Origin of the sequence: Pseudaquabacterium terrae (genome assembly GCF_013266755.1) — a bacterium.
Classification (GTDB): domain Bacteria; phylum Pseudomonadota; class Gammaproteobacteria; order Burkholderiales; family Burkholderiaceae_C; genus Pseudaquabacterium; species Pseudaquabacterium terrae.
On the sequence record NZ_JABRWJ010000001.1, the window covers coordinates 616,485 to 635,629 of the forward strand.

The 19,145-nt window shown below is 68.0% G+C and carries 19 protein-coding genes; 10 read left to right on the forward strand and 9 right to left on the reverse strand.

The genetic code is table 11. From position 1 onward, the window contains the following. Positions 1-439 precede the first annotated feature (439 nt). A complete protein-coding gene (locus HLB44_RS02790) occupies positions 440-808 on the forward strand; it encodes a hypothetical protein (RefSeq protein ID WP_173120370.1) in 369 nt (122 codons plus the stop codon). 559 nt (positions 809-1,367) lie between these two features. Here the strand turns inward: HLB44_RS02790 and HLB44_RS02795 are convergent. The 4 genes from HLB44_RS02795 to HLB44_RS02810 form a co-directional block, all read right to left on the reverse strand. Continuing rightward, on the reverse strand, positions 1,368-1,739 hold the full coding sequence (locus HLB44_RS02795) for an RNA-binding protein (RefSeq protein WP_173120372.1): 372 nt from the start codon (positions 1,737-1,739) through the stop codon (positions 1,368-1,370). A gap of 86 nt (positions 1,740-1,825) precedes the next feature. Then, positions 1,826-2,092, reverse strand: a complete 267-nt coding sequence (gene infA, locus HLB44_RS02800; protein WP_173120374.1) for a translation initiation factor IF-1 — start codon at positions 2,090-2,092, stop codon at positions 1,826-1,828. A gap of 315 nt (positions 2,093-2,407) precedes the next feature. Beyond that, positions 2,408-3,790: a sigma-54-dependent transcriptional regulator gene (locus HLB44_RS02805; RefSeq protein ID WP_173120376.1), complete on the reverse strand. Its 1,383-nt coding sequence runs from the start codon at positions 3,788-3,790 to the stop codon at positions 2,408-2,410. After that, entirely contained in the window at positions 3,787-5,571 is a 1,785-nt protein-coding gene (locus HLB44_RS02810; protein ID WP_173120378.1) for a sensor histidine kinase, read from the reverse strand. Before HLB44_RS02810 ends, HLB44_RS02805 begins: the two co-directional genes overlap by 4 nt. Before the next feature lie 174 nt (positions 5,572-5,745). On the opposite strand from HLB44_RS02810, the gene HLB44_RS02815 reads away from it, so the two are divergent. Both HLB44_RS02815 and HLB44_RS02820 read left to right on the forward strand, forming a co-directional pair. Next, the gene (locus HLB44_RS02815) at positions 5,746-6,402 is read left to right on the forward strand and encodes a DUF4166 domain-containing protein (protein ID WP_173120380.1); all 657 of its coding nucleotides are present in this window, start codon (positions 5,746-5,748) and stop codon (positions 6,400-6,402) included. Continuing rightward, on the forward strand, positions 6,399-7,847 hold the full coding sequence (locus tag HLB44_RS02820; protein WP_173120382.1) for a TIGR01777 family oxidoreductase: 1,449 nt from the start codon (positions 6,399-6,401) through the stop codon (positions 7,845-7,847). The genes HLB44_RS02815 and HLB44_RS02820 overlap by 4 nt, the downstream gene beginning before the upstream one ends. Before the next feature lie 43 nt (positions 7,848-7,890). Here the strand turns inward: HLB44_RS02820 and HLB44_RS02825 are convergent, their stop codons facing one another. Further along, positions 7,891-8,085 (reverse strand): CsbD family protein, encoded by a 195-nt coding sequence (locus HLB44_RS02825; RefSeq protein WP_173120384.1) that lies wholly within the window; start codon positions 8,083-8,085, stop codon positions 7,891-7,893. Positions 8,086-8,135: 50 nt separating this feature from the next. After that, positions 8,136-10,532: a catalase gene (locus tag HLB44_RS02830; RefSeq protein ID WP_173120386.1), complete on the reverse strand. Its 2,397-nt coding sequence runs from the start codon at positions 10,530-10,532 to the stop codon at positions 8,136-8,138. A 187-nt stretch (positions 10,533-10,719) separates the two neighbouring features. Between HLB44_RS02830 and HLB44_RS02835 the strand changes: the two genes are divergently transcribed. The 7 genes from HLB44_RS02835 (at position 10,720) to HLB44_RS02865 (ending at position 17,015) form a co-directional block, all read left to right on the forward strand. Beyond that, entirely contained in the window at positions 10,720-11,007 is a 288-nt protein-coding gene (locus HLB44_RS02835) for a hypothetical protein (protein ID WP_173120388.1), read from the forward strand. A 110-nt stretch (positions 11,008-11,117) separates the two neighbouring features. Then, positions 11,118-11,387 carry a GlsB/YeaQ/YmgE family stress response membrane protein gene (locus HLB44_RS02840; RefSeq protein WP_173120390.1) on the forward strand — a complete coding sequence of 90 codons (270 nt, stop codon included), beginning with the start codon at positions 11,118-11,120 and terminating at the stop codon, positions 11,385-11,387. A 145-nt stretch (positions 11,388-11,532) separates the two neighbouring features. Further along, the gene (locus HLB44_RS02845; RefSeq protein ID WP_246312014.1) at positions 11,533-12,171 is read left to right on the forward strand and encodes a cation:proton antiporter; all 639 of its coding nucleotides are present in this window, start codon (positions 11,533-11,535) and stop codon (positions 12,169-12,171) included. A 597-nt stretch (positions 12,172-12,768) separates the two neighbouring features. Further along, a complete protein-coding gene (locus HLB44_RS02850) occupies positions 12,769-13,851 on the forward strand; it encodes an ornithine cyclodeaminase family protein (RefSeq protein ID WP_173120392.1) in 1,083 nt (360 codons plus the stop codon). Beyond that, positions 13,842-15,233, forward strand: coding sequence for a hypothetical protein (locus tag HLB44_RS02855; RefSeq protein ID WP_173120394.1), 1,392 nt, complete (start codon positions 13,842-13,844; stop codon positions 15,231-15,233). Before HLB44_RS02850 ends, HLB44_RS02855 begins: the two co-directional genes overlap by 10 nt. A gap of 28 nt (positions 15,234-15,261) precedes the next feature. Next, positions 15,262-16,128: a DMT family transporter gene (locus HLB44_RS02860; protein ID WP_173120396.1), complete on the forward strand. Its 867-nt coding sequence runs from the start codon at positions 15,262-15,264 to the stop codon at positions 16,126-16,128. Beyond that, the gene (locus HLB44_RS02865) at positions 16,125-17,015 is read left to right on the forward strand and encodes a serine O-acetyltransferase (protein WP_173120398.1); all 891 of its coding nucleotides are present in this window, start codon (positions 16,125-16,127) and stop codon (positions 17,013-17,015) included. The genes HLB44_RS02860 and HLB44_RS02865 overlap by 4 nt, the downstream gene beginning before the upstream one ends. 33 nt (positions 17,016-17,048) lie before the next feature. Here HLB44_RS02865 and HLB44_RS02870 read toward each other — a convergent pair whose 3' ends face one another. The 3 genes from HLB44_RS02870 to HLB44_RS02880 are packed head-to-tail and all read right to left on the reverse strand — an operon-like array spanning position 17,049 to position 19,145. After that, a complete protein-coding gene (locus tag HLB44_RS02870; RefSeq protein WP_173120400.1) occupies positions 17,049-17,927 on the reverse strand; it encodes a hypothetical protein in 879 nt (292 codons plus the stop codon). An 8-nt stretch (positions 17,928-17,935) separates the two neighbouring features. Further along, positions 17,936-18,160, reverse strand: a complete 225-nt coding sequence (locus HLB44_RS02875; protein ID WP_173120402.1) for a DUF2917 domain-containing protein — start codon at positions 18,158-18,160, stop codon at positions 17,936-17,938. Positions 18,161-18,173: 13 nt separating this feature from the next. Beyond that, positions 18,174-19,145, reverse strand: a complete 972-nt coding sequence (locus HLB44_RS02880) for a Bug family tripartite tricarboxylate transporter substrate binding protein (RefSeq protein WP_173120404.1) — start codon at positions 19,143-19,145, stop codon at positions 18,174-18,176.

Here is a 19,145-nt window from a genome sequence, read left to right on the forward strand (position 1 = left end):
CGCGGGCGTCCCCGCGGCGCACATCCGGGCCACCCCGACGCTGCTGGGGTGAAATTCGGCCGTTGTGCCGAAGCACACCCGCCATGAGATTACGGATCAGATTGCAGACCAGAAAGCGACGAGGCCCGGATCCTTTCGGATTCCGGGCCTCGACGTGAATCGAGTGGAAGGCAGCGCGCCTATGCGCTTCCTTCGCCCGGAGGCAAGCGATCGCCGGAACCTTCGGCACGCGCGCCCATGCCTGCGCCCGATGCGGGCAGCAAGCAGATGGTGGCGAGGCCTGGGTTCAACACGTTCGAGACTCCTTGGAGGTTCAGTGGCTGTTCGGTGCTGCAGTCTTGGCCGCAGCGAAGTGGCGCACTGTAAATAGTCTTCACCTGGTCGTCAAGCGGATGCGAGAATCTTTCGTCCCCCTATTGCAGTACGCGCCCCACGCCCCGTGCCGGACCCGAATCCCGCCCATCGCCGACAGAACGTCCTGAATCTCTTTCAGCACTACGCCGAAGAACAGATGCGCGCCGGCGTGCCGCCCAAGGGCCTGGAGCAAGCCTTCGCCCGCAAGTTGCAGATCAGCCCCAGCATGTGGAGCCAGATCAAGAGCAGCCGGTCGATCGGCGACAAGCTGGCGCGGCAGATCGAGGCGGCGTGCGGTTACGCCGCCGGTTGGCTCGACGAAGCGCGCGAGGTCTCCGGCCCGACGGCCGCCGAGCTGCAATTCCTGGCGCTCGCGTCGAAAGCCTGGCGGGCGACGAATGCCGATGGGCGCAAGCGCATGAAGTTGCTGCTGAAGGAAATCGCCAGCCATTGAGTCGGCGCGCCGACGTGCGATTCCGCGCTTGACGCCGAGGAAGAGTCTTACAGTCCGCCACCTCGCTGCAGCCCCCGGCTGCAGATGCGCATTCACACAGCATCCATTCGAAGCATTCAGCGTGACAGCTCAAGGCCATTCCGTCGCTCTGCTCGCTGCCCTTGCAGGGCCGCCGTGCGTTCGTGCGTTGGCTTGGTGCTGACGAGGACTGTTCGATTCCGGGCAAGGGAAGCGCATAGACGCGCACCCGCTCCACTCGATTCATCTCGAGGGCCCGGATTCCGCAAGGATCCGGGACAAGGCGCTGGAGTCGCTGGAACGCATCGCCGAGCGCATCGACAAGATCTCGGTCTTCGGTGGGCTCGACAGCGTGCTCAACGGACTGGTCAAGCCGCGATAGCCGCCAGTCCGGACGCAAGGTGCGACGGGCGCACCGCATGCGAGGTCCGGCGCCTCAGGGCGCGGCGTTTGCGCGTCGCCTGAAGCTGTCCGGTTGGGGCGCCTGCGGGCGCCCCTTTTTTCTTGTTGCCGGCGGACGCAGCCCGCCGGTCAGCGAGGATCAGTAGCCGCGACCGCCGCCGTAGCCACCACCACCGCCGCCGCCGTAGCCGCCACCGCCGCCGCCGCCACGACGGCCACCACCGCCGCCACCGCCGAAGCCGCCACCGCCGCCCGGCCGGTCTTCCTTGGGACGCGCCTCGTTGACAACGAGGGCGCGGCCGTCGACCGACTTGCCGTTCATGCCGCGGATCGCGGCCTGGGCTTCCGCATCGGAGCCCATCTCGACGAAGCCGAAGCCTTTCGAGCGGCCGGTATCGCGGTCCATCATGACCTTCGCCGAAGCGACGGTGCCGAACGCGGCGAACTGTTGTTGAAGGTTGTCGTCGCGAACCGAGTACGCGAGGTTGCCGACGTAGAGTTTGTTGCCCACGGTGGGGTGCCTTTCAGAGAAGCATCGTCGATGCGAAGAGGTTGTCGACGACGCGGGGGTGAAACAGTATCGCTGACCGGCCCGGCTCAGCGGAAGCTGCGCTGTGCCGGACGAGGCGCGGAACTGGGCCGCGTTTCGATATGCCGGAACGTGATGCGGCCCTTGGTCAGATCGTAGGGCGACAGCTCCAACGACACGTTGTCGCCGGCCAGGATCCGAATGTGGTGCTTGCGCATCTTGCCGGAGGTGTAGGCGACGAGGCTATGCCCGTTATCCAGCGTGACACGGTAACGCGAGTCGGGTAGCACTTCCTCGACCTTGCCGCGCATTTCGATCAGTTCTTCCTTAGCCAACGAGGCTCCTTGCGGGTAAATATGGAGATAGCAGCCCCGTGCGGCGGCGTCTGCCGGGGCACGGATGGCTTGTTCGAACGAGTAACGTCAGGATCTCCCGTGCGGGGACTCACGGTCGGGGAGGCTGACGATCCGCGGGAAACCGGCGAGGCCGGTCAGAGGGGTGCGGCGGGCGGCTGGGTTGGGTGCCGTCGGCCGTGTCAGGCGACGATGCCGCGTCGGTGAGCGAGGCGCGGCAACCCGAGGATTGTACGGCGGAGCGCGGCTTGCAGCACGCCGGTCTCGTGTACCCATGCCAGAAGCCCGAAACCGTGCTCAGCGCAAGCCCAGCCGCGTCAACTTCTTGATCAGCCCCACCCGCGAGATCCCCAGCCGCCGCGCGGCTTCCGACTGGTTGCCGTCGGCGGCGGTCATCGCGTCGCGCACGAGGCGGCGTTCCAGCTCGCTCAGCGCCGCATCGAGCGGGCCGGCACCCTCGGGCGTCGATGCCGGCTCGGGACGTGACGGATCGGCCGGATCGCCGCTCGCGAGCCGCAGCAGCTCGGCGTCGACCTCGCGCTGATCGGGCGGCAGCAGCGCGCCCGCCGACTCGATCACCGCCTTCAGCTCGCGCACGTTGCCGGGCCACTCGCGGGCGGCGAGCCAGGCCAGCGCACCGGCCGACAACCCGGCGCGCGGGGCGGTGCGGTGCAGGAAGCGCGTGGCGAGCAGCGGCACGTCGCCCGCGCGTTCGGCGAGCGCCGGCGTGCGCAGCACCACGCCTTTCAGGCGATAGAAGAGATCCTCGCGGAACGTGCCTTCGCGCACCATGGCTTCGAGGTCGCGGTGCGTCGCGGCGACGATGCGCGCCTGGGCATGCTTCTGCACGCGGCCACCGACCGGCACGAACGTGCCTTCCTGCAGGAAGCGCAGCAGCTTGACCTGCATCGGCGGCGGCATCTCGCCGACCTCGTCGAGAAACAGCGTGCCGCCGTGCGCCGCTTCGACGAGGCCCGGCTGGTCGCGGTAGGCGCCGGTGAAGCTGCCCTTGATGTGGCCGAAGAGCTCGCTTTCCAGCAGCTCGGCCGACAGCGCGCCGCAGTGGATCGCGACGAAAGGCCCGCCGCTGCGCGTGCTGCAGCCGTGCAATGCGCGCGCCACGAGCTCCTTGCCGGTGCCGGTGGGCCCGAGCACCAGCACGCTGACGGCCGTCTGCGCCACCCGCCGCACCATCGCGCGCAACTGCGTCATCGCCGGTGCCTGGCCGACCAGACCGAGGTCGTCCGCCGCCTGGCCCGCGCGCAGCGACATCAGCTCGGCATCGAGCCGCGCCTTGCGCAGCGCCCGCGCGACGACGAAGCGCAGCATGTCGGGATCGATCGGCTTGGTCAGGAAGTCCCAGGCGCCGAGCGCGGTCGCGCGCAGCGCCAGCTCGTGCTCGCCATGGCCGGTCAGCACGACCACCGGAATCCGCGCCAGCAACGGGATCAGGTCGAGCCCGATCTCCGGGTCCATGTGCGGCGGCATCGCGAGGTCCAGCAGCACCAACTCGGGCCGCTGGCGCTCGAAGGCGGCCAAGGCCTGCTGGCCATCGCCGGCGATCGTGACCTCGTGGCCCAGGCCGCGCAGGAACGATCCGCCGAGGCGCTGGAATGCGGGCTCGTCGTCGACCAGCAGCACGCGGCCGGTTTCGGCAGCTTCAGGCGCGGCGGCACTCATGGCGGTGTCCTCGGAAAACTCAGCGTGAAGCAGGTGCGCCACGGCGGCCGCTCGGTCAGGGCGACCGCGCCGCCATGCGCGCTCATGATGCGGGCGACGATCGCCAGCCCGAGACCGGTGCCACCGGGGCTGCGCGACGCGAAGGGCTCGAACAGGCGCTCGCGGATCTCGGGCGGTACGCCGGGACCGTCGTCGCAGACGTGCAGCAGCACGGCACCATCGGCCGCCTCGGCATCCACCTGCACCTGGGTGCCGGCGGCCCGCGCGTTCTCGAACAGGTTGGTCAGTGCCTGGTCGATCCGGCGCGGGTCGGCGTCGACGATCAATTCGTCATCGAGCCCGGCGCCCAGACGCACCGAGGGCATCCGCAGCGCCGTGGTGCGCACCTGCGCGGCCAGGTCCAGCGGCGTGCTCGACAACTTCCACGGCTTGGCGTAGTCGAGCAGGTCGCGCGTCAGGTGCGAGATGCGCGCCACCTGATCGGCCACCTCGCGGCGCGTCTCGCCGGGTGCGCCGGCCACGGCCATCGAGATGATGTTCAGCGGATTGCGGATGTCGTGCGCGACGGTGGCGGCCAGCGATCCGAGCTCGGCCAGCCGCGCCTGCAACTGACGCTCGCGCTCGCGCGCGGCGATCTGCTGCGCCTGCTCGACGCGGGCGGCGGCCTCGGCGACGACGGTGCCGAACAGCTCCGCCGCATGGCGTGGACCCGGCGGCGCGGCATCCCAGCCGTGCAGCGCGCAGTCCCAGCCATCGCTGCCGCGCGCGCAAACCAGCCGCGGCGTCTGGGTGTCAGACAGGAGCGCCGCTTCGCCGATGGACACGTCCACCCGCGTGCCGATGCGCCGGCTGATCAGATCGGCCGCCGCGTGCGCCAGCGCCTGCGGGGTCTCGCTCGATTGCAGCGCGCGGCGCCAGGCCGCGAGGTCGGCCACCGACACCTCGCCGCCCGGGTACACCAGCCGTTCGGCGAAGCGCCGCACCGGTCCGTTCAGCGCCAGGCAGCTCGCCGCGACCGCCAGCCCGCCGATCCAGCGCGATTCGATCGGCAGCAGCGGCGTCAGCGCGACGACCGCCGCGCCCACCGCCAGCAGCAGCGTCCAGACCAGCGCGCGCCGCGCCCAGGCGTTGGCGACGAAGACGCCGTAGCGCAGGATGCCGTAGACCAGGATCACCGGGTACAGCGGCAGCGCGAGCAGCGGGAACGGGTACAGCGGCAGGTCGAGCACCGCGATGCCGTAGCCGCTCAAGCACAGCAGGCCCCACAAGCACGAGGCGGTGACCGCGGCGATCTGGCTGAAGGCGGGCCGCTGCGCGCGCGCCAGCGCCCACAGCAGCACCGAGATGCCGCCGATGCCCAGGATCACCCAGGCCAGGCTGGCGATCCAGCCGATGTTGTTGGCGATCGCGATCCAGCCGACGTGCTGCTGCCAGACGATGCGCCCGGGCACGACCAGCAAGGCCAGCAGCGACGCGCCGGCGCCGAGCGTGTAGGCCGCCGCCACGCCGGCGCGGCCGATCCGAACGCGGCAGAAGACGACGCAGAAGTGGAAGAAGAACGACGAGGTCAGCGGCGCCGTCGACAGCAGCGCCAGCGTCAGGCGCTCGGTGGCGGGCCCGAGCCAGTTCGGCAGCTCGTTGCCGGCGATCCAGATCGCGATGCCCGTCAGGAACGCGGCGAGCAGCCGCGCGCCGGCCACGCGGTCGGCCCACCACAGCAGCACGCCGGCGAGCGCCAGCGTCTCGAACAGGGCAAAGCCGAGGAAGGCGTGGATCAGCATGGGCGGCGCGAGTTGGCACCTGTCAACGAAGTAGACGACAGGTGCTGCGAGGACTGTATACGAAGTATGCAGGCCGCATCGCAAATTCCAATGAAATCAAGTACTTGCGAGTGAGCATCGGCTTGGCTCGTTTCTCGCGATGAGCGCTTCGTCCACCACCCGACGAGCCCTTCGATGTCTGCCCTGTCGCCCCTGCTCCCTGCCCGCCGCCGCAGCGAGATCCCGCCCGTCCGCGCGCCGCTCGACCTTGCTGCGCTGGTCGGCGCCGAGGGCTGGTCGCGGCTGCCGCCGGCGGTGCGGCGCCGCTTCGCCGCCGGCCATGGCGACGCGCTCTACACCGGCCGCACGGACCTGCGCTGCTCGCGCATCGGCCGGGTCTTCGCGTGGCTCGCGCGCCTCGTCGGCGCCCCGCTGACCGGCCTCAATGTGAACGGCGCGCCGACGACGGTGCAGGTGCACGACGACGGCCGTGGCGGCATGGTCTGGGAACGCCACTTCGACGGCAGTGCGCAGGTCGTGCGCTCGACCAAGGAGATCGACGCCCGCAGCGGGGAATTGTCCGAGCGCACCGACGGTGGCCTGAGCATGGCGCTCGACGTCTTCGAGGAGGACGGCGCCCTGGTCTTTCGCAGCCGCCGCTACTGGCTGGCGATCGGCCGCCTGCGGCTGCCGGTGCCCGCGCTGCTGTCGCCCGGCATCTGCCGCGTCACGCACACCAACCTCGGCTTCGGATTCTTCCGCTTCACGCTGTCGATGGTGCATCCGCTGTGGGGCGAGACCTTCCACCAATCCGGCGTCTTCGCCGACCCCGACGAAAGGGCCGGAACATGAACGCCGTCCTCACGCTGCTCTCGATCCAGGCGCTGCTCGGCGCCCTCGACAACCTCTGGCACCACGAGCTGCAGGCGAAGCTGCCGCAGCGCGTCTCGGCGCGCCGGGAGCTGGCGCTGCACGCCGCGCGCGAGCTGATCTACGGCATCGTCTTCATCGGCCTGGCGTGGTTCGAGTGGCGCGGCGCCTGCGCGCTGCTGCTCGCCGCGCTGCTGGCGGCCGAGCTGGTGATCACGCTGGCCGACTTTCTCGAGGAGGACCGCACGCGCCGGCTGCCGCCCTTCGAACGGCTGCTGCACACCGTGCTGACGATCGGCTACGGCGCATTCCTCGGGCTCTTCGCGCCGGTGTTGATGCACTGGTCGCAGCTGGCGACGGCGCTGGCGCCGACTTCGCATGGCGGCTTCTCGTGGCTGTTCACGTCGTTCGCTGTCGGCGTGCTGGCGTGGAGCCTGCGCAACGCGCTGGCGGTGGCGCGGCTGCGGCCGGCCGCGCACGACGGCGCCCCGGCAGCGCAGCCGCTGCATGCGCCGGCCGTGCTGGTCACCGGCGCGACCGGCTTCGTCGGCAGCGCGCTGGTCGCCGAGCTGCGGCGCGCCGGCCGCCGCGTGATCGTGCTGACGCGTGATGCGCGCCAGGCGCAGGCGCGCTTCGGCGCCGGCGTGTGGGTGATCGACAGCCTGGCCGCGATCCCGTGCGAGACGCGCATCGACGCGATCGTCAACCTGGCCGGCGCGCGCGTGCTCGGCCTGCCGTGGACCGCCGCGCGCCGGCGGGTGCTGCTGGCCAGCCGCACCGGTACCACCGCCGCCGTGGTGGAGCTGATGCGCCGGCTTGAGCAGGCGCCGCGGGTGCTGGTCAGCGCGTCGGCAGTGGGCTACTACGGCGCGTCGCCCGAGGCTGCGTTGTTCGATGAGCGCGACGAGGGCAGTGCGCCGCGGCCGGGTGAGTTCCAGTCCGAGCTCTGCGCCGCGATCGAACATGAAGCGCGGCGCGCCGAGGCCCTGAAGGTGCGCGTCGTGCGGCTGCGTTTCGGCGTCGTGCTGGGGCGTGGCGATGGCGCGTACCCGATGCTGGCGCTGAGCGCGCGTTGGGGCTTCGGCGCCGTGCTCGGCTCGGGGTGCCAGGCGGCGCCGTGGATCCACCTCGACGATGCCGTCGGGCTGATCCGCTTCGGGATGGCGCAGCCGCGCATTGACGGGCCGGTCAACGCCGTCGCGCCGGACATCCCGCCGCAGGCACGCTTCGCGCACGCGCTGGCCGCCTCGTTCGGCCGCCGCGTGCGGCTGCGTCTGCCTGCCGCGCCGCTGCGCTGGCTGGCCGGCGAGATGTCGACGCTGCTGCTCGACGGGCAGAACGCCGTGCCGCGCGCGGCATTGGCCGCGGGGTATGCGTTTCGCCATCCGACGCTCGACGGCGCGCTGGCGGCGCTGGCCAAACGCTGAGGAGCAACGGCCGCGCCGCGCGCGCCGCCTGCGCGAAGGACCGTCAGGCCTTGCCGGCTTCCTTGCCGGCGTCCTTGACGATTTCCTTGGCGTCGCCGAGGGTCTTGCGCGCCTGGCCCTTGACCTGCTTCGCGACCCCCTTGGCTTCCTGCGTCGGGCTGTCGATCGCGCGGCCGAGCTTCTCCTGCGCCTGGCCGATGGCACGCTCGACGGTGCCCTTGACTTGATGCTTGTTCATGATGACTCCTGGGTGAAGAGCAGCAAGGATGCTGCGGTCAAGCGCGTCGGTCAGACGCGCGGCGGATCACGCTCGCGCTCGAAGTGCCGCGGCGCTCCAAGCGCCTCGACGAATTGCGCGACGCCCCGGTCGATGCGGCCGGCATCGACGATCACGACGCCCGCGTCGGCCTTGCCTTCGATCGGCAGATCGGCACGCTGCAGCAGCGTCGCGCCGGCGCCGATCGCCAGCAGTGGCTTGCAATGGCGCCACGCGCAGCGCAGGCCGTCGAGCGCATGGGCGTCGGCGGCGATCGCCTCGATCGCCGCCTTGCCGTCCGGCACCACGATGGCGTCGAACAGGAAGCCGGGCTCGTTCTCGAACGACGCATCGGCCTCGATGGTTCCGCCCTCGGCGGTCGCGAAGGGCCCGATGTGCGGCCCGAGCACCCGCGCGACGGCGCCCCCCTCGGCCAGCTGGCGCTGCAGCAGCGCCAGCGAGGCCTGCGCGACGCCCGCCGCAATCAGCAGCGCGACCTTGCGCCCCTTGATCGAGCCGTCGCCGGGCCGCGCCAGCAGTGACAGCGCCGGCGAGCGGCTCACCTCCGGCCGCGGCGGCTTCTCGATCGCCCGCGGCATCGGCTCGGGCAACGGCGCGAGGCCGAGCTTGTCGCCGACCTGGCGCGCCAGGTCCTCCGAGACGTTGCGCAGCGAGGCCACCATGCGGCGCCGGATCGCCGGCACCGTCACCTTGCTCAGCTCGAAGCGGAAGGCCGCGGCGATGTGCGCCTGCTCCGCGGGCGACTGGCTCTCGTAGAACAGCCGCGCCTGCGCATAGTGCTCGGCGAACTTCTCCGGCTTGGCGCGCACCTTGGCTTGCGCTTCTTCCGCCCGTTGGCGCGCCGGCACCGAGACGAAGCCCTGCGCCGCACCGGCCTGGAACGGGCAGCCACCGCCGAGCGAATTCGGCTCGTAGGCGACGCGCCCGCGCGGGATCGCCTGCCGGTGCATGCCGTCGCGCTGGTTGTTGTGCACCTGCGCGATCGGCGCGTTGATCGGGATCTCGTGGAAGTTCGGCCCGCCCAGGCGCGTGATCTGCGTGTCGTGGTACGAGTGGATGCGGCCCGCCAGCAGCGGATCGTTCGAGAAATCGATGCCGGGCACGACGTTGGCGGTGCAGAACGCCACCTGCTCGGTCTCGGCGAAGAAGTTGTCCGGGTTGCGGTCGAGCACCATGCGGCCGATCGGCCGCACCGGCACCAGCTCTTCCGGCACGAGCTTCGTCGGGTCGAGGATGTCGAAGCTGAAGCGCTCGGCCTCTTCCTCGGTGAAGACCTGCAGGCCGAGCTCGTACTCGGGAAACACGCCGTTCTCGATCGATTCCCACAGGTCGCGCCGGTGGAAGTCGGGGTCCGCGCCGGAGATCTTGACCGCTTCGTCCCAGACCATCGAATGGGTGCCCGCCGTCGGATTCCAGTGGAACTTGCAGAACACCGACGCGCCCTCGGCGTTGACCAGCCGGAAGGTGTGCACGCCGAAGCCCTGCATGGTGCGGAAGCTGCGCGGGAGCGCGCGGTCGCTCATCACCCACATCAGCATGTGCGTCGATTCGGGCATCAGCGAGACGAAGTCCCAGAAGGTGTCGTGCGCGCTCGCCGCCTGCGGCATCGCATGGTGCGGCTCGGGCTTGACCGCGTGCACGAGGTCCGGGAACTTCATCGCGTCCTGGATGAAGAACACCGGCATGTTGTTGCCGACCAGGTCCCAGTTGCCCTCGTCGGTGTAGAACTTGACCGCGAACCCGCGCACGTCGCGCGCGGTGTCCTTCGAGCCGCGCTCGCCGGCGACGGTGGAGAAGCGCACGAACACCGGCGTCACCTTGCCGGCGGCCTGGAACGGCGCCGCCCGGGTGAGGTCGGTCAACGGTTGATAACACTCGAAATAGCCGTGGGCGGCCGAGCCGCGCGCATGCACGATGCGCTCCGGGATGCGCTCGTGGTCGAAGTGCGTGATCTTCTCGCGCAGCACGAAGTCTTCCAGCAGCACCGGTCCGCGCAAGCCGTCCTTCAGCGAGTTCTGGTTGTCGGCGATGACGACACCCTGGTTGGTCGTCAGCTGCCGGCCGGCCGAGTCGACGCGCACGCGGTCGAGTGACTCGATCGCCGCGTTCAGCCCGTCGATCGCGATGCTGCCGCTCTTGTCACTGCCGTTGGCTTCGCTCAGCGTGCTGGCCCCGGGCAGCCGCGACGCTGCCTCGACGGTGTCACCCTCCACCGGTTTCACGCCATTGGCGAAGCCGTGTTCGCTGGGCTTGAGGCTGTTGAACGGCATCGCCGCCGCGAGCTGCTCGACCTCGCGCGCCTGTTGCGCGGCGGGCGTGTCGCCGCGCGGGTCGTCCGGCACGGGCAGATCGGCCGGGCCGCTGTCGGTCCTGGCGCTGGGGTTCGATGCGGGCGGCTTGCGGCTCATGGGAGGCTTCTGACGAGGTGGGTGGTGGCAGCGGTTGGCAAGCGCCATGCCCGTCGCTTGTCACGTTCGCTTGCAAAAGCGGGTTCGCGCTCGCCACGGGCCGCCGCCGGGCGTGAATTTCGACCGCCGCGGAGCGCTCGGCACCCCGTAACCTCGGAGGTTTCGGCGCCCTTCCTTCCTTCGGCCCATGAAACTCATCGGAATCTCACTGCGCAAGCCGAGCTTCGGCGAACTCACCGCGGCGGCGGTCATGGCCACCGGCCTCTGGCTGGTCGCGGTCGGCGGGCTACGCGCCTTTCAGGTCGAGATCGGCCGTGCAGATGCCGGCGCGCTGCTGCTGATCGTGCTGTGGGCCTGCGTTTCCGCGCGGCTGGGCATCCGCATCGGGATGGGGCAGCGGCATCTGCTGGCCAACTTGCTGGGCAGTGCAGCGCTGCTGGCGCTCTACGAGCTGGTGCGCGGTTTCATCGCCTGAGCAGGGCTTGTAGGCGCCGGATTACCTCGGCGCACGCCGCGCTCCTATTTCCTTGTCGCCCCGGAATGCATAGCGTTGCAGCATCTCAAACTTCCGTAATGGGGCGCGCAATGAACATCATCATCTGGTTGGTCGTAGGTGGCCTGATCGGCTGGGTTGCGAGCATGATCATGAAGACGGATGGCCAGCAAGGCCTCATCCTCAACGTGGTCGTCGGCGTCATCGGCGCACTGCTGGGCGGCTTCCTGCTGGCGCCGATGTTCGGCACCGGCACCATCAACAGCAACGACTTCAGCGTCGCGTCACTCGGCGTCTCGCTGCTCGGGGCGATCATCCTGCTGGCGATCGTCAACCTGGTGCGCCGCGGCACTGCCCGCTGAGCGCCGGGAGCGGCGGCGCATAGCGCGCCACTGAACCCTGAAGCCGCGCGCAGGCGACTGCGCGCGGCTTTCTTGCGTCCGCCGGATGCCTGGGGGACTCGGTAGACGAGAGGTTGCGTGATGCTCGGGCCGTCGCTCTTCGGGGTTGCTGCCGCAGTTGCAGCAGCTGCTGTTCCCGAAGGCGACGATGGGCACGCTGTACGTGATGGCGCAGCTCGGCGTCGGCCTCTACATGTTCCTGGTCGGCCTGGAATTCCGTGCCGATCACTTCCGGCAACGCGCGCGCCGCGCGGCGTCGGTGTCGGTAGCCGGCATCGCGGTGCCCTTCGTGCGGGCCTTCCTGCTCGCGTCGTGGCTGCAGTCGGTACCAGGCCTGTTCGCCGCCAAGACGCGGCTGTTCGAGGCCTCGCTGTTCCTCGGCGCAGCGATCGCGATCACCGCCTTCCCGATGCTCGCACGCATCATCCACGAGCGTGGGCTGGCCGGCACCTCGCTCGGCACGCTGACGCTGACCGCGGGCGCCGTCGACGATGCCGCGGCCTGGTGCATCCTGGCGATCGTGCCGGCGAGCTTCGGCGGCTCGTGGATGGGCGCCTATGCGGCGATCGGCGGCGACACTGTGTTCGCGGTCATCATGACCACCGTCGGCCACCGCCTGCTGCGCCGGCTGGCGCATCAGGTACGTCCGGACGCGCCGCTGCCGAGCAGCCCGCTGGCCACGGTGCTGGCGCTGTTCGCGGCTTGCGCCTTCGCGATGGACGCAATCGGCATCCACGCCGGCTGATGGCGGTGACGAGCACGCTGATGGCGACGCCGGTGTTCAACTGGATCGTGCGGCGGCAGCCGCAGGCGAGCGAGGACCCGCTGGCCGTCGGAGGCGCCGCAGATCCCCTCTCTCCAAGTTAGGGGTTCGAAACGACTCTGAAGTTGACGCAGCAAGAAACCGTGGGTCCAATGCGGACGCCAACAACAAACAAATAGCGCGGCAGCCTCGGCGCACCAGACGACACTTGAAGTCTGCTGCAGCATGCGTGAGATGCATGCTCACCGGCAAGGCGTGGGCTGCGCTAGGGAGGATTCATGCTGCTTTCGGCCGGTCTCATTGACCAACGCTGCGCATTGCGCTGCCGCTTGACTCGAGCCCACCACCACTTCTGATCCGCTGTCTCCGCTTTCGCTTGCCAGAGTCTCCGCTGGCACGAGTGGGGCGACCGCGTGACCCAGTTTGGGCGTGGCGACATCGGCCGCTGGCAATTTCCCTGAAATTGCTGTGGCCGGCTGGGCGCGTTCATCGCAGTCGAGTCCATCCAGTCGGCCCCATTCGACGCCGTCGGCCCGTGGCCGATGAGGATTGCCATGCGCGGAATCCGTTCCGCTCAGCATGTGCGACCCCATCGCGAAGCTTGCCCACAACGAACCAAATGTCTGGACAATGAAGAAGGAAATCCTGTTCCTCAGTTTGGAGGATGTCGTCTCCGCCGGCGGCTTGGACGTCAAGACCGCCGCAGAGCATCTCGAACACGGCTTCCGACTGCTATCGCTCGGGCGAGTGCAGCAGCCGATGAAAACGACGCTCAAACCCATCTGCGAGGGCGGCGAATCAGAGATGGGTCTGGTGAACTGCTTGCCCGCCTACATCAACCTCGGCGAAGAGGAGGTGTTCAGCTGCAAGATTCTGGGGGCGATGCCCCCGAATGTCCGGCGGGGGCTGCCGAGGGCCACTGGACTGCTCACCCTCTTTGACTCCGTACACAAGAGCCCGCTGTGCGTCATGGACGCACAACTGATCAGCGCGGTACGAACGGGCGCCGTTTCGCTCCTGGCTGCGCGCCGCCTTGTGTCGCCGGAGACAGAGGAGGTCGGGCTGGTAGGCGCCGGCGTCAACATGCGCACGCAGCTGTTGGCGCTGCATCACGCCTTGCCGTCGCTCAAAAGGGCTCGCGTGGTCTCTCGCGGAGAATCCAAATATGAGTTCGCCCGCGAGATGGAAAGAATGACGGGAATCCAGATCAAGGCGGTCCAGACGCCCGAAGACGCAGTCAGCGGCTGCAAGCTGGTCGTGACCTGCCTTCCAAACGTGACCCAACCCGTCGTCAAGGCGCAATGGATCGACAAGGTCGGCGTGACAGTGTTCAACATCGGGTGCTATGAAGTGGAGGCCACGCTCCTCTCGCGAATGGATCGAATAGTCGCTGACGTCTGGGAGCAAGGCAAACACCGTGGGGTTCAGACGCACGCCCAAGCCGTGGCCCAGGGCATCATTCCGGAAACAAGAGTGGAAGATCTGGCCCCGATCCTGGTCGGCGAACGTCCGGGCCGCTCGGCCCGCGACGAGAACATCTTCTTCTGCCCCACGGGATTGGGCTTCGAGGACGGGATTGTCGGATGGAACATCTACAAGTCGGCTCTGGCACGGCGAATCGGGACGACGCTCACACTCTGGAACTCTCCAAAATGGATCTGAAAAACACAGAGGCGTTGGTCGAACAGCGCCTACGCTCCATGTCGAGCGACAAGCGGGCGAAACTGTCGCTCGAATGTGATCGCCAGGCCAAACTCGAGGGACTGGAAATGGGCGGCCAACCCATCTCGTACCTGAACGTGCCCGTATTGTTCGACCGCTCGGAGTATCAGCTGCTGTCAGCAAGACTCGCGAACCTGCTCGATTGCTTCGTCGACCTGGAAGAGTTCTCGCTGACCCTGAAGGGTGCGCCGATCCACGCGCGACTGATGGAGTCCCTCACGCCAGGGGGGCGTCACCTCGTAAACCAATGCACGCACGAGAGCCGAGCAAGCCTCGTCCGGCGCATGAGGCGAATCGACGGCTTTTGGGACCCCCAGACCAGCCAGTACAGCGTCATCGAGATCAATCAGGCCGCCCCACTGGGACTGCACAATCACGACGCTCTGCGCCGAATCACGTCGATGGTGCTCGCCGAGGTCGGGGTTGACAATCCGACACCGTCGATCGCCCCGCAGATCCTGGAGTGGTTCAGGCTCGAGTTCAGCGATCGGGGAAGGCAAGGACTGCCCCGGCACGTCGCCCTCGTCATTGAGCACGGTTATCCAGGCAAGTTTGCAGACCTCCCTCCGATTGCCCAGGCCATCGAGAAACTCGCCGCGAGCACCTGGGGCGCCGAACTCCAGATCACGGTATGTTTTCCTTACGACATCAGTCTGCAGAATGGGAACGCGGTGCTGAACGGCAAGGTCGTGGACATGATCTGGCGAAACTCGGTGTACATGACGACGTACCGAGAGCAAAATCTTCCGATCTCGGACTACGAGTCCATACTGTCCCATCATGAGGACTTCATCGTTATCAACTCGACTCGTTCGTGGTTGACTCGCACCAAGGAGACGTTGGCGCTCTTCTGGGACGATGCAGCATGTTCCGCGCTGGGTCTGGGCGAGGAGGATCGGGACGCTGTTCGCCGGCTCCTTCCGAGGACCGTGAATCTCAAGTACTCCCCCGAGGCCCGCAACGAGATCTGCCGAGACCGCGGCGCCTGGGTGTCCAAACCAACGGACTCCGGATTCGGTCAGGGCGTGGAGTTCGGGGTCAACCATTCGACGCAGTCCTGGTCCGCCCTTGTGAGCGAGCGGTCGAAGGAGGGATTCGTCTTCCAGAAACGGGTTGAAGCTTCCCGCAGACGCGCCCTGGCCATTGAGCCGGACGGCGGGCTCTCGGAGAGATTCCTCGAGCTCGACTTCTGTCCTCAGCATGTCGCCGGGCACTTCTCAGGTACCGCGGTTGTTCGAGGCTTTCCGATGAGTGAGCACTCGGCAGCGGAGCCCATGAATCTCAGCCGGGGTGCCGTTCTCTGTCACGCTGCATTCGTCTAGAACGGTCGGTATGGAACGCGCACCCCCCTTGTCCATCTGGCTGCTGACCGGCATCTGCCTGGTTGCATCCACGCTCGAGCCGATTCTGATCAAACTGGGCTACCTCGGCAGCGCGACGCCACCGCAGTTGCTGGTCGTACGCGGGCTGGTGGCGGGGATTTGCGCGCTTCCCTTCATCGGAAAGATCAGCCCGACATTCGCCGAGCAATTCGGGCGCATCCTACCGGTCTGTGTGATCTTCGTCGTCACGAATGTGTTCTTGATGCTCGCGTTCGCGCATCTGCCGGTTTCGATCGTCGTCGCGCTGGTCACGTCGACACCGGCGTTCGTCGCATTGGTCAATCAGTGGCGCGGCACCGTTGCGCTGGGCCAGCGGTTCTGGATTGGCTTCATTCTCTGCTTCGTCGGGATCCCGGCGACCGTGGGATCCGGCTTCGTCGGCGCTGGAGGCACCGAGTGGAAGGGCCTCATCTACGTTGGACTCGCGATAGCGGGCTCGACACTCTACCGAACACGAATGGACATGGTCACGAGGCATGTTCGGGCGATACAAGTGTCAGGATGCCTGTTTCTCTTCTGTGGCCTGACGGCCGCGCTGTGCGCTCCATTCTTCTTGCCTCTTCCCGAAACAGCAGTGCGCTTTGGCGCCGCCGTTGGAATGACCTCGGTCGTCGCAAACGTGACGTTCCTTGCGACGCTCGCCAGCCTGGGGTCCACCAGAGTGTCGATGATCGGTCTGCTGCAACGACCGACCGTTGTCGTGGCGTCAGCCGTGGCGCTGCACGAGCCATTGACCCTTTCACAGATGGCGGGCATCGCTCTGGTGATGACCGGCGTGTATCTTGCCAAGCCCGAGCCCATCCCACAGCGCCAGCAACCGCACGAGCAAGCATGAACGAGGCTCTCACCACCGTTGACATCAGTCGCATCCATGGGCTGTCCACTCTGCTGGAGTCGGAGCATGAAGGTCTGCCCGCCGGTGCAATGTCGTTGACGCCTTCCGATGTCGACGAGCTCATGAGGTCATTGCTGGACCTCTCGCTTCCACATCGTCGCGCGCGTTCGTTCGGCACCGGAGCCAGTCGACGCAACTCGACAGCCACCGAAGGCCTGACGCAGGCGCTGAAGCTCCTGTCAGCCGGCATCACGTCGGTGCTGTCCTTGCCCGTTGCGCGCCAATCCAACCGCTCCTGGCGAGCTGAAGAAGTTGCAATGGAGTTCCTGGAAGCGATCCCTCGTATTCGCGGACTGCTGATCGAAGATGTGCGGGTCACCTATGAACGTGACCCTGCAGCCGGCAGCGTCTGGGAGGTGATGCTCGCCTATCCGGGTGTGATCGCCGTCGCGGCGTATCGACTGGCTCACGCACTCCTCGCGCTTGAAGTTCCTGTCATTCCGAGAATGATGTCGGCATGGGCACACCGAGCGACGGGAATTGACATTCACCCTGCAGCGAAGATCGGGGAGCGACTCGCCATTGACCATGGCACGGGTATCGTCATAGGTCAGACAGCTGTGGTCGGAAGCAACGTCAGCATCTACCACGGTGTCACATTGGGAGCCCTGTCGCCAAGAGACGACGCGAACTCCGACTGTCCACACAGGCGAACGAAACGACACCCGACCGTGGAGGACGACGTGGTTCTCTACGCGAACGCCACCGTCCTGGGCGGTGCCACTGTCGTCGGGAAGGGCGCCGTCTTAGGCGCCTCGGTATTCGTCACGCGAAGTGTGGCGCCCGGGGCTGTCATCGTTGCCAATGCCAGAGGGCGAAGTGGATGATCAGCTGTCCGTCTTCATCGCCTTGACGGTGCCTCAGCGCCGCTGGTCGCGGCCGATGCCGACCGCGACCAGCGGCAGCTTCAGCGCCAGATAGGCGTCCAGGTCCACCTGACGCAACTGCCGCGGATGCCGCTCGGTGGCGTCGAAGTAGTCGCGCAGCCGCTGCTGGTACGCCTGCCGGTCCGACGCGGCCGGCGTGCGCGCCGCCGCCTCGATCGCAAAGAGATAGCGCACCAGGTTGCGCTCGATCAGCCCGCGGATGCCGCCGACCAGGGGCGAGCCACCATCGTCAGCCTCGCTCGAGAAGCCGACCTTGCCGCGGCCGAAGGTCCCGAGCCAGAGCGTCTGGCTCCAGTCGGCCAGCGGGGTCTGCCGGTAGGTGTAGCTCAGCCGCAGCGCGGTGCGGGCCGCGCCGGCCGGCGCTGCATCGAGCATCAGGCCATGGTCGTGGGTGCCGAGGAAGCCCTTGGCCGCATGCAACCGCACCGACAGCCGGTCCGTGGACGCGGTCATCGGGTGATAGGAGAAGTCGAGCTCGTCGGCCTGCTCGGGCGGCTGCGCGAGGTGACGCGCGATCCGCAGCGCGATGCGCGGCATTGCCGCGCTGCCTGGTGCCGCGGGCGCAGCCCGGCAGCCGGTGTTGCTGATGTGCAGGATCATCGCCGCGCACCACCGCGGCGGGTCGGCCAGCGCGAGCTGCACGTCGCGGAACGGGCGATCGATCAGCGCCTCGATCTCGGCGCGCACGACACCGCCTTCGACCTCCGAGCGGATCAGCACCGGCCGCCCGAACGGCTCGACCGGTGCCAGCCGCTGCAGCCGGGCGACGAACTCCGGCGCTTCGGCGGGCTGAGCCTGCGCACAGACAGCGGCCATGATCAGCGAAGCCGTGACGACGTGTGGAAGGCGCACGGGAAATCTCAGGTGGCGGCCGTGCGCGGCAACAGGCGCAGTTCCGACGCCTCCAGCGCATACACGATCACGGGCCGGTGCTCGTCGGTGACGAAGCGCTGGCCCGGCTTCACGACGAAGTCGCACGAATCGCAGTCGAGCGTGATCCACAGTGAGCCGCTGAGGCATTCGATCTGCAGGCCGGTGGCGTCGGGCAGCTTGATCAGGCCGTGGTGTGCCAGGTGGTTGGACATCCCGGACGCGGCCTTATTGCGGCTCGATCTTCGCGTCGCGGATCAGCTTCTCCCACTTGGCCGTCTCGAGCTTGTTGCGCCTGGCCAGGGCCTCGGGCGTGCCGGGCTCGAACACGAAGCCGATGGGCGCGAACTTGTCCTGGATCTCCTTGCTGGACGCCGCGGCGTTGACGGCCTGGTTGAGCCTGGCGATCACCTCCGCTGGCGTTCCGGCCGGCGCGAAGACGGCGAAGTAGGCGATCAGCTCGTAATCCTTCAGCCCGAGCGCCTCGTTGACCGTCGGCAACTCCGGAGCGGCGGCCGAGCGCTTCGCCGACGTGACCGCCAGGCCGCGGATCTTGCCGGCCCGATGGTGCGGCGCGGTCGCGGCGACGCTGACGGTGATCATCGTCACCCGGCCGCCGAGCAGGTCGGTCATCGCCGTGCCGCCGCTCTTGTACGGAATCGGGTTCAGCTGGATGCCGGCCATGCGGGCCAGCATCTCCGCCGCCACCTGCTCGGAAGTGGCCGTGTACGCGAAGCTGAGGTCCCCAGGCCTGGCTTTCGCCAGGTCGACGAATTCCTTCAGCGTCTTCGCCGGCACGTCGTTGCCCAGCACCACCATCAACGGCACCGAACCGATGGTGCCGATCGGGGCGAACGCCGTGTCCTGGTCGTACGGCAGCTTCTTCATCAGGTACTTCAGCGCCGCGTTGGTGCTGTTGGTGCCGAGGAGGATCGTGTAGCCATCGGGCGCTGCCTTGGCGACGATGTCGGCGCCGAGCAGGCCGTTCGCGCCCGGCTTGTTGTCGATGATGACCGGCTGGCCGAGCATGGCCGCCATCTTCTCGGCGAGCGCGCGGCCCATCTGGTCGGACGTGCCGCCGGGCGCAAACGGCACGATGACGCGAATCGGCTTGTTCGGGTAAGGCTGGGCTTGCGCGATGCCGGCGCACAGCAGCGTGGTCGCGAGCACAGCGAGGCAACGGTTCACAAGGGGTTGCAT

Excerpts from the sequence above, each read along its gene's own strand:
- HLB44_RS02805 (WP_173120376.1), bottom strand. The coding sequence starts at position 3,790 with ATGAGTGCCGCCGCGCCTGAAGCTGCCGAAACCGGCCGCGTGCTGCTG.
- HLB44_RS02810 (WP_173120378.1), bottom strand. The coding sequence starts at position 5,571 with ATGCTGATCCACGCCTTCCTCGGCTTTGCCCTGTTCGAGACGCTGGCG.
- HLB44_RS02815 (WP_173120380.1), top strand. The coding sequence starts at position 5,746 with ATGTCTGCCCTGTCGCCCCTGCTCCCTGCCCGCCGCCGCAGCGAGATC.
- HLB44_RS02820 (WP_173120382.1), top strand. The coding sequence starts at position 6,399 with ATGAACGCCGTCCTCACGCTGCTCTCGATCCAGGCGCTGCTCGGCGCC.
- HLB44_RS02825 (WP_173120384.1), bottom strand. The coding sequence starts at position 8,085 with ATGAACAAGCATCAAGTCAAGGGCACCGTCGAGCGTGCCATCGGCCAG.
- HLB44_RS02830 (WP_173120386.1), bottom strand. The coding sequence starts at position 10,532 with ATGAGCCGCAAGCCGCCCGCATCGAACCCCAGCGCCAGGACCGACAGC.
- HLB44_RS02835 (WP_173120388.1), top strand. The coding sequence starts at position 10,720 with ATGAAACTCATCGGAATCTCACTGCGCAAGCCGAGCTTCGGCGAACTC.
- HLB44_RS02840 (WP_173120390.1), top strand. The coding sequence starts at position 11,118 with ATGAACATCATCATCTGGTTGGTCGTAGGTGGCCTGATCGGCTGGGTT.
- HLB44_RS02850 (WP_173120392.1), top strand. The coding sequence starts at position 12,769 with ATGTGCGACCCCATCGCGAAGCTTGCCCACAACGAACCAAATGTCTGG.
- HLB44_RS02855 (WP_173120394.1), top strand. The coding sequence starts at position 13,842 with ATGGATCTGAAAAACACAGAGGCGTTGGTCGAACAGCGCCTACGCTCC.
- HLB44_RS02865 (WP_173120398.1), top strand. The coding sequence starts at position 16,125 with ATGAACGAGGCTCTCACCACCGTTGACATCAGTCGCATCCATGGGCTG.
- HLB44_RS02875 (WP_173120402.1), bottom strand. The coding sequence starts at position 18,160 with ATGTCCAACCACCTGGCACACCACGGCCTGATCAAGCTGCCCGACGCC.
- HLB44_RS02880 (WP_173120404.1), bottom strand. The coding sequence starts at position 19,145 with ATGCAACCCCTTGTGAACCGTTGCCTCGCTGTGCTCGCGACCACGCTG.